2 tRNA genes and 2 rRNA genes are annotated in these 707 nt (G+C 52.3%); all 4 read right to left on the bottom strand.

Annotation, left to right across the window (positions count from 1 at the left end):
- Positions 1 to 90: 90 nt before the first annotated feature.
- Positions 91 to 166, bottom strand: a tRNA-Ala gene (locus tag AC0LWM_RS32410).
- Positions 167 to 258: 92 nt separating this feature from the next.
- Positions 259 to 335 (bottom strand) — tRNA-Ile (locus tag AC0LWM_RS32405).
- A 55-nt stretch (positions 336 to 390) separates the two neighbouring features.
- Positions 391 to 507 (bottom strand): 5S ribosomal RNA (gene rrf / locus AC0LWM_RS32400).
- Positions 508 to 637: 130 nt separating this feature from the next.
- Positions 638 to 707: ribosomal RNA gene (locus AC0LWM_RS32395) — 16S ribosomal RNA — on the bottom strand; the annotation flags it as partial.

Below are 707 nucleotides of genomic sequence, written 5' to 3'. Positions count from 1 at the left end.
TCACTGCTTTATCAGCAGCGAAAGCTATCTTACCACATCCGCCCGATCAAAGCAACTGCTTTTTTCGAAGTTTCCGAGGTAATATTTGGTTGGTGGAGCCAAGCGGGATCGAACCGCTGACCTCCTGCTTGCAAGGCAGGCGCTCTCCCAGCTGAGCTATGGCCCCATATTCACCCCAAAAAGTGACGTATGCCTCCGAAGCCTATTCCGATTACTTTTCGGGGACCCCGGGTATACATAACTTATGGAAATGCATTATGGTGGGCCCTAGTGGACTCGAACCACCGACCTCACCCTTATCAGGGGTGCGCTCTAACCAGCTGAGCTAAGGGCCCTCATTACGAAGCCTTCGCTTCGTCGCTTTCATGAAAAAACCCACCGATTTGGGTTGCTTGGCGACGTCCTACTCTCCCAGGATCCTGCGATCCAAGTACCATCGGCGCTGGAGGGCTTAACGGTCGTGTTCGGGATGGGTACGCGTGGAACCCCTCCGCCATCGCCACCAAACGCAGAAAGAGATGTTGCTCTTTCAAAACTGACAACGAGTGAATAAGCCGGTTTGTTCGAAGTTTCCTTCGAATTATTGTGCTCAAGGCACATTGTGAATGCTTCCGTTGCAGGAAGCGATTCTCCATAGAAAGGAGGTGATCCAGCCGCACCTTCCGATACGGCTACCTTGTTACGACTTCACCCCAATCATCTACCCC

Source organism: Paenibacillus sp. sgz302148 (assembly GCF_056120465.1).
This window is presented reverse-complemented; position numbering and strand designations above follow the sequence as displayed.